General features: G+C 71.5%; 6 protein-coding genes. 1 reads left to right on the top strand and 5 read right to left on the bottom strand.

Annotated elements, in window-relative coordinates; genetic code table 11:
* Nucleotides 1–205 precede the first annotated feature (205 nt).
* From G7A98_RS12265 to G7A98_RS12250, 4 genes are read right to left on the bottom strand one after another with little or no spacing between them, the layout of a single operon-like run.
* Nucleotides 206–1,402, bottom strand: a complete 1,197-nt coding sequence (locus tag G7A98_RS12265; protein ID WP_163649959.1) for a pyridoxal phosphate-dependent aminotransferase — start codon at nucleotides 1,400–1,402, stop codon at nucleotides 206–208.
* 31 nt (nucleotides 1,403–1,433) lie between these two features.
* The gene (locus G7A98_RS12260; RefSeq protein WP_163649958.1) at nucleotides 1,434–3,029 is read right to left on the bottom strand and encodes a 5-guanidino-2-oxopentanoate decarboxylase; all 1,596 of its coding nucleotides are present in this window, start codon (nucleotides 3,027–3,029) and stop codon (nucleotides 1,434–1,436) included.
* Nucleotides 3,026–3,607 carry an HD domain-containing protein gene (locus G7A98_RS12255; protein WP_163649957.1) on the bottom strand — a complete coding sequence of 194 codons (582 nt, stop codon included), beginning with the start codon at nucleotides 3,605–3,607 and terminating at the stop codon, nucleotides 3,026–3,028. Before G7A98_RS12255 ends, G7A98_RS12260 begins: the two co-directional genes overlap by 4 nt.
* Nucleotides 3,604–4,764: a TauD/TfdA family dioxygenase gene (locus G7A98_RS12250; RefSeq protein WP_163649956.1), complete on the bottom strand. Its 1,161-nt coding sequence runs from the start codon at nucleotides 4,762–4,764 to the stop codon at nucleotides 3,604–3,606. The genes G7A98_RS12255 and G7A98_RS12250 overlap by 4 nt, the downstream gene beginning before the upstream one ends.
* Before the next feature lie 125 nt (nucleotides 4,765–4,889).
* On the opposite strand from G7A98_RS12250, the gene G7A98_RS12245 reads away from it, so the two are divergent.
* Nucleotides 4,890–5,948, top strand: coding sequence for a GlxA family transcriptional regulator (locus tag G7A98_RS12245; RefSeq protein ID WP_163649955.1), 1,059 nt, complete (start codon nucleotides 4,890–4,892; stop codon nucleotides 5,946–5,948).
* A 17-nt stretch (nucleotides 5,949–5,965) separates the two neighbouring features.
* Here G7A98_RS12245 and G7A98_RS12240 read toward each other — a convergent pair whose 3' ends face one another.
* Complete coding sequence (locus tag G7A98_RS12240) at nucleotides 5,966–7,234, bottom strand: TauD/TfdA family dioxygenase (protein WP_163649954.1); 1,269 nt, start codon at nucleotides 7,232–7,234, stop codon at nucleotides 5,966–5,968.
* Nucleotides 7,235–7,321: the final 87 nt, after the last annotated feature.

The following is a 7,321-nucleotide window of genomic DNA, read 5'->3' as shown; positions in this document are numbered from 1 at the left end:
TGAGACGGAATCGGAGGTCAAAAAATGCTCGCTGACGGCGATAGGGAAAGTGTCGACGCCGGCATCACGGATTCAGGTCGATGTGATGGGTCATGGGCGATGTCGGGGGTGGAGTGTCGTGCTGGCCATACCCCTCCTGAATTCCGGTGGAAAGATCGCGGCCCCGGGCGCATGGCGCTCGAGGGGCCGCCCGTGTCGTTGTGGTTCAGTCCGGCGCGGCCACTGTCGCCAGGCAGGACGCGGCGCAGTGTTCCAGGCGCCGGCAGGCCTCGCGCAGGCGCTCGGCGTCGACCGTCAGGCTGAGTCGCACGAAGCCGGCGGCCGAGGGGCCGAAGGCCTCGCCCGAGAGCACCGAGACGCCGTGTTCCTCGAGCAGGCGGTCGGCGAAGTCCGTCGCGGACAGGCCGGTACGGCGGATGTCGATCATCATGAACATGCCGGCTTCGGGGCGCAGCACATCGAGTGTGGCGCTGTCGGCCAGCGCCGCGAAGACGGTATCGCGCCGGCTCCGGTAGGTCTCGCGCATGGCGGCGAGTTCCGCCGGCGGGTGGGCCAGCGCCTCGCAGGCGGCATCCTGGATGAAGTCCGGGCTGCCGTAGAGCATGCACAGCGCCAGGTTGGACAGGTGGCCGACCAGTGTCTCGGGGCCGATCACCCACCCCAGCCGCCAGCCGGTCATGGCATGGGACTTCGACAGGCTGCTGATCACCGCGGTGCGCTCGGCCATGCCGGGCAGCGCATCGGGGCAGTGGTGAGCCTCGTCGAAGATCAGCGAGGCGTAGACCTCGTCGGACAGCAGCCACAGGTCGTGTTCGCGGCACAGCGCGGCCAGGGCCGCCCAATGCTCGCGGCCGAGGATCTGCCCGGTGGGGTTGTGGGGGCTGTTGAGCAGCATCGCCCGGGTACGCGGCGTCACCGCCGCGGCGAACTCGGCCGGGTCCGGCTGGAAGGCGTTCCCGGCACGCAGCGGTACGCGCACCAGGCGGGCGCCGGCGGCCTGCAGTGCCGCCTCGTAGGTGACGTACATCGGCTCGGGGACCAGCACCTCGTCGCCCGGCTCGAGCACGCACTGGGCCACGGCGTAGAGGCCGCACTGGGCGCCGGCCATCACCGCGACGTTGGCGGCGGTGGTCGTCGCCGCGCCGCCCTGACGGCGGTGGGTGTCGGCGATCAGTTCACGAAGGCGCTGCTTGCCCTGCACGTCGGCATAGTGGGTGGCCCCGCCGCGCAGGCTGGCCACGGCGCTCTCGACGATCGGCTCGGGCGTGGTGAAGTCCGGGTCGCCCACCGAGAGGATGATGACGTCGTCGCCGCGCGCCTGGCGTTCGAGCGCCCGGTAGTGGATGTTCCAGGCGGCGGCGCCGTCGCCGGCGATGCGTTCGGTGAGTCGGGAGTAGTGCATGTCGGCTCCTTGAGGAAAGCGGGCGAATCCGTCAGACGCCCTGCCAGGCGTCGGCATCGATCTCGATCAGCGTGGGCCGGTCGGCATGCCGGGCGGTGATCAGGGCGTCATGCAGCGCCGCCGGTGTGGTCAGGCGCCGGCCATGGCAGCCGAAGCTCTCGGCCAGGCCGACCAGGTCCGGCGCCGGCAGGTCGACCCCCAGCCGGGGCACGGCGCTGGCGTCCATGTAGCGGCGAATCTCGCCGTAGCCGTCATTGTTCCAGACCACCACGATCAGCGGCACGCCGGCGTCACGGGCGGTGGCCAGCTCGCCGAGGGTGAACATCAGCCCGCCGTCGCCGACCAGCGCGACCACCGGACGCTCGGGCACGGCCAGCGCGGCACCCAGCGCCGCGGGCAGGCCGTAACCGAGGGTGCCGTAGCCGGTGGCGGCATTGAACCAGCGGCGTGGTGCGGGCATGTCGACCATGAAGTTACCGGCGTAGACCGCCCCGGTGGAGTCGCCGACGAGGGTGGCGTCGGGCAGCGCCTCGCGCAGGGTGTCGAGCAGCGCGGTGTAGGGCGCCACGTCCGCCGCATCGCGCAGCGCCAGGGCCGACCTGACGCGGGCGGCACGCTCGGCGCCCCGGCGCGCTGCCGGGGCGGGCAGGCGCGCGCACAGCTCACGGGCCACCTCGCCGGCGTCGGCGAGCAGCGCGAGGTCGGGGGCCTGGTTGCGGGCCAGCTGCTGGGCGTCGATGTCGACCCGGATCAGCCGCCCGGTGAGCCGGAAGCCCTCGTCGAAGACCAGGTCGTAGTCGGTCTCGCCGAGCTCGGTGCCCAGCGCCAGGATCACGTCGGCGTCGCGGGCTAGTTCGCGCCCCGCCGGCAGGCTGGCGCAGGCGCCGAGATCCAGCGGGTGGGCGAGCCCCAGCACGCCCCGGGCGTTGATGGTGGTCATGGCCGGGGCGTCGAGGCGCTCGACCAGCTCGCGCAGCGGCTCGGCGGCGTCCGCGCAGCCGCCGCCGAGCAGCACCAGGGGCCGCTCGGCGGCGGTCAGCCAGTCCGCGGCGCGGGCCAGTGCGGCGTCCGGCGCGGCGGGGGCGAAGACCTCGGCGACGCGGGGTGGGTGGTCGGGCGCCGGCAGGGCCATCACGTCGAGCGGGATCTCGATATGCACCGGGCCGGGGCGGGCGCCGGCGAAGATCGCGAAGGCGCGTCCCAGCACCTCGGGCAGGGCCTCCGGCGTCTGCAGGGTGTGGCTGAACACGCTCACCCCGGCGAGAGTGGCCCGCTGATCGGGCAGTTCGTGCAGGCGCCCCTGGCCGCGACCCAGGGTGTCGCGGCGGTTGACGCTGGAGATCACCAGCATGGGCACCGAGTCGGCCAGGGCCTGGGCCATGGCGGTGGCGATGTTGGTCATCCCCGGGCCGCTGATGATGAAGCAGGCCGCGGGCCGGCCGGTGGCGCGGGCGTAGCCGTCGGCCATGAACCCGGCGCCCTGCTCGTGGCGCGGGGTGACGTGGCGCAGCGGGCTGTCCGGCAGGCCGCGGTAGAGTTCCACGGTATGCACGCCGGGAATGCCGAACACGGTGTCGATGCCGTGGGCCACGAGTCGGTCGATCAGGTACTGGGCACAGGTGGTCATGCGTCGGGGGCCTTGACGGTCAGGGTTTCGCCGAAGGGCGTGCGCGCGAAGAGGCGCTCGACCATCGGCACGAAGTCCTCGAGCGGCCGCGTCGGGTAGTCGGGATCGAAGGCGCGCTGGTCCCACTCGTCGCAGAAGCGCACGGTGCGCGCATAGGCCGGGTGATCGCGATACGCCTCGCGGGCCTGCGGGTCGAGGCCGTAGAAGGCGCGGTAATGATACCCCTGAAACAGCTCGTGGTGGCGGATCATCCACACGTTGAGCGGATCGACGTAGGGCGCGAGGATCGCCGCGGCGATCTCGGCGTGGTTGGCCGGGGCCAGGTCGTCGCCGATGTCATGGAGCAGCGCACAGACCACGGTCTCCTCGTCGGCACCGGCGTCGAGCGCGCGGGTCGCGGTCTGCAGGCTGTGGGTATAACGGTCGACGGGATAGCCGTGGGTATCCCCCTCGAGTCGCCGCAGGTGCTCGAGCACCCGGCGGGCGACATCGTTCTGGTAACGCTGGAAGTGGGCGTCGATGATCGCCCAGTCGGCGTGGGTGCTTTCCGCGAAACGGGTGAAGCGGGCCTGGTTCATGAGATGGCTCCCCGGGTGGTGGCGGTCGGCGTCTCGGCGGTGCCGGCGGTCAGCCGGGCACGCAGGACACGGCGGCGGCTGGCAGTGCTGTCGCGGTCGACGTAGCCCTGGCGAAGGTGACGTGTCCCGCCGTCCAGCTGGTAGGCGGTCCGCCCGTGAAGCAGGCGGTAGTTGTCCATGATCAGCATCTCGCCGGGCGCCAGCTTGAGGTGCACGGTCAAGGCATCCGAGGTGATCAGCCGGTAGAAGTGCTGGCGCGCGGCGTAGTAGCGCGCCAGCAGCTCGGGGGCGTGGGCGTCGATGCGTTCGGTGCGGTTGGAGTAGCGCACCCGGGCCAGGCGGCCATGGCTGTCGAGCTCGATCAGCGGGCCTTCGCTCTCCAGATCGGTGGTGGCATCGGTGTAGCGAAAGGTCGGTGACAGCCGGGTCAGGCACTCGAAGTGCTCGGGCGCCTCGTCGCGCAGGCGTCGTGCCGCCATGAAGCCGTCGGCGAGCGTGCTGTCGCCGCCCTCGGCGGCGTTGCTCAGGCAGTGCAGCCAGATGTAGCCGGGGATCGGGTCGCGATAGGGGTTGTCGGTATGCGGCTCGAGCCCGCGCCGGGTCATGGTCAGGTCGTAGGCGTCGGCCACCGACTTGACGTCGGCGATGCCGCCCCAGTTGGTGCGACGCAGCGGACCGATGCGGTCGATCAGCGGCTGCATGCCATCCTCGGTGAGCGGTACACCCTGGACCTTGACGAAGCCATGGCGGTGCAGGGCCTCGAGCATGGCGAGCAGCGCGCCGTCGTCATCGCGGGCGGCCGCGAAATCGGCCTGTGGCAGCGTCTCGAGCGTCGCATCCCACAGCGTCAGGCCGTCGTCGATGTCGCGATCGGGAGTCGCCTGCGCGAGCAGGCCGTCGAGCGAAAAGGTGGCGCGATGGCCGTCGCTGAACTGCACTTCGAGGCGGTCGCCGTCGATACGGGCCCGGGTCGCGTGGAGATCCAGCGGCAACCGGGCGGCCTCGATCAGCCGCTGCCCCGTGCGCGGGTCGAGGGTGTCGGCATCCGGCGCCCGTTCGCGCAGCCAGAGGGCGGCAAGCTGCTGTTCGCGGCCCGGCAGGCGCAGGGCCAGCTGTCGGCCGTCATCCTTGAGTTCGATCTCGGCGGCTGGGGACATGGACGATTCTCTCTACGACAATGAAGTGACGAACGAGCGCCACCGGGCGCCGTCGCTTTTCTACCCTAGGGGGTCGGGACGCAGCGGATTTGCAATAAATGGCCTTTTGATTGATTTTTATAGCCATGAGCGAATCCCTGATTCCGGAGTGGCCCTATCCACGCCCCGACCAGCCGCCGGTTCCACGGCCCGGCGAGGCGGCCCATACGGTGAGCGTGTGGCTGGTGCCCAAGTTTTCCATGCTGACCCTGTTCTGCCTGCTCGAGCCGCTGCGGGTCGCCAATCGTTTCGGTCGCGAGCTGTTCGCCTGGCAGCTGCTCTCGGCGGACGGCGACGCGGTGGTGGCCAGCAACGGGGTACGCATCGATGTCGACGCCGCGCTGGGCGAGGCGGAGGCGGGCGAGCTGCTGATGGTCATCTCGTCCTACGAGGCCGAGGCCACGGTGACTGCCGCCGACCGTGCCGTGCTGCGTCAGGCGGCGGCGCACGGCGCCCGAGTCGGGGGGCTGGACACCGCCCCCTTCATCCTCGCCCGCGCCGGGCTGCTGGAGCAGCAGCGGGTGGCGCTGCACTGGGAGAGCGTGCCGGCGTTTCGCGAGGAGTTTCCGCACATCGCGGTGAGCGAGGCGCGCTTCGAGTTCGCCGACCGGCGGCTGACCGGGTCCGGCGGTGCGGCGGGCATCGACATGATGCTGCAGTGGATCGAGCACGACTACGGGCCGGCCCTGGCCAATGCGGTGGGTCGCCAGCTGGTCCATCAGCGGGTCAGTGACGAGGAGGCGCGGGAGGCGGCGAGCGCGCGGGCCATGGACCACCTGCCCCGGGTGGTGGTGCGGGCCCTGGCCATCATGGAGGCCCATCTCGACCAGGCGCTGCCGATTCCGGAGATCTGCCGGCTGGTCGGACAGTCGCAGCGCCAGCTGACGCGACTGTTCACCGCCGCGTTCGGCGAGACGCCCAAGCAGTGCTACCTGGGGATGCGGCTTGACCAGGCGCGATGCATCCTCGCCGACAGCCGCTGCCGGGTGACCGAGGCGGCGCTGGCCTGCGGCTTTACCCAGCTGGCGCACTTCTCCCGCGCCTATCAGGCGCGCTTCGGCGAGCCGCCCAGCCGCACGGCCGAGCGTGGCACGACCGAGCGCGGCCCGACCGAGCGCGGCCCGACCGAACGCGGCCCGACCTGAGCCGCCGGGGCGAGGGCTCAGGAATCCGGGGCACCGCCCGTTTCCAGCGCCGCGGCACGCCGCTGCCGCTCGGCCCGGTGCAGCATGCGCAGCCGCGACCGCACCTCGTCGCGCTCCAGATAGCAGCCCTGCAGCCAGCGCTGCCCCGAGTCGCCCGCGAAGGCGTCACGGGCATGCAGCAGGCGGCGGTTGTCGAAGATCACCAGGTCGCCCGGCCGGTAGGTGAAGCGCATGGCGAAGTGCGGTTCATGCAGCATCCGTTGCAGCGTCATCAGCGCCGCGTAGGCGGGCTCCACCGCGTCGAACGGGGCCATCAGGGGGCCGCGCAGGAAGTCGGCGATGCGCACCTCGTCCAGCCGCCCGGCCTCGTCGAGCCGGATCATCGGCGCGTACCAGACATAGTCGGTGGTGCGGGCCGTATTGGCATAGCACCACTTCACCGTCGCGAGCGTCTCGAAGGCGTGCGGGTCGCGCTCGCGCAGGGCCTCGGCAACGGCGAAGCCGTCCATCATCACCGCCTGGCCGCCCGCGACGCTGTTCTCCAGGCAGTGCAGCAGCTGCAGGCCGGGCTGGTATTCGCGGGTGGGCAGGTCGACGTGCGGCGGCAGGGCGATCGAGGTATAGGCGTTGGAGTCCGGCTGGGGCTTGGCGCGCACATCGAACAGGCTGCCGAAGTTGGTGGCGCGCAGCGGGCCGATGCGCTCGGCGATGCGGGCCAGGGTGCCGGGCTCGACGGGCAGGTTGCGCAGCCGCACCAGGCCGTGGCTCAGCACCGCAGTCAGCGCCGACTCGAGCAGGGTCCGGGCCTCGACGGTGTCCGGCTCGTGATCGAGCCAGTCGCCGGCATCGAGGCTGCAGGGGGCGTCGAGAGTGTCGCCGGTCCAGGTGGTGACCGGCACCAGCGGGGCATCGAGGGGTTCGGCGTTCGAGTAATCGTGGGCGCGCAGCCAGCCCGGATGAAAGCGCAGGGTGCGCTGCTCGGGGGCGAAGGTCACGTTGAGCGCGCCGGTCTCGTCCAGCCAGGCGGCCTCGACGGTAGGCCAGGCGCCGAGCCGTGACAGGTCGAGGGTGCGCTCGCGGGTCGCCGGGTTGACGGTGCTGGCGTCCGCGGCGTTCTCGCGCAGCCAGACGCTGTGATAGCGGCTCGTCCGCCCGTCCTGCCAGTGCAGCGTGATGACATGGGGAGCGGAGTCGACCGCGGCGGGGCGGGTCTCGACCGGCCAGGCGTCGTAGTCGGGTGTCGGCGGCAGCTGGTGCGGGTCAGAGGAATCGAACGTGGCGGGCATCGGGGTCTCCGTCGCGAAGCGGGTATGCCAGTGAGCATGCCGGGGCGTGGCAACGACGGATTCGCCGCGCGCGACACTCTCTTGACA

The organism is Modicisalibacter sp. 'Wilcox', from assembly GCF_010993675.1.
Classification (GTDB): Bacteria; Pseudomonadota; Gammaproteobacteria; order Pseudomonadales; family Halomonadaceae; genus Modicisalibacter; species Modicisalibacter tunisiensis.
This window is presented reverse-complemented; position numbering and strand designations above follow the sequence as displayed.

What these genes read in the sequence shown, in the direction of transcription:
- G7A98_RS12265 (WP_163649959.1), bottom strand. Translation starts at nt 1,402, where the DNA reads ATGCACTACTCCCGACTCACCGAACGCATCGCCGGCGACGGCGCCGCC.
- G7A98_RS12260 (WP_163649958.1), bottom strand. Translation starts at nt 3,029, where the DNA reads ATGACCACCTGTGCCCAGTACCTGATCGACCGACTCGTGGCCCACGGC.
- G7A98_RS12255 (WP_163649957.1), bottom strand. Translation starts at nt 3,607, where the DNA reads ATGAACCAGGCCCGCTTCACCCGTTTCGCGGAAAGCACCCACGCCGAC.
- G7A98_RS12250 (WP_163649956.1), bottom strand. Translation starts at nt 4,764, where the DNA reads ATGTCCCCAGCCGCCGAGATCGAACTCAAGGATGACGGCCGACAGCTG.
- G7A98_RS12245 (WP_163649955.1), top strand. Translation starts at nt 4,890, where the DNA reads ATGAGCGAATCCCTGATTCCGGAGTGGCCCTATCCACGCCCCGACCAG.
- G7A98_RS12240 (WP_163649954.1), bottom strand. Translation starts at nt 7,234, where the DNA reads ATGCCCGCCACGTTCGATTCCTCTGACCCGCACCAGCTGCCGCCGACA.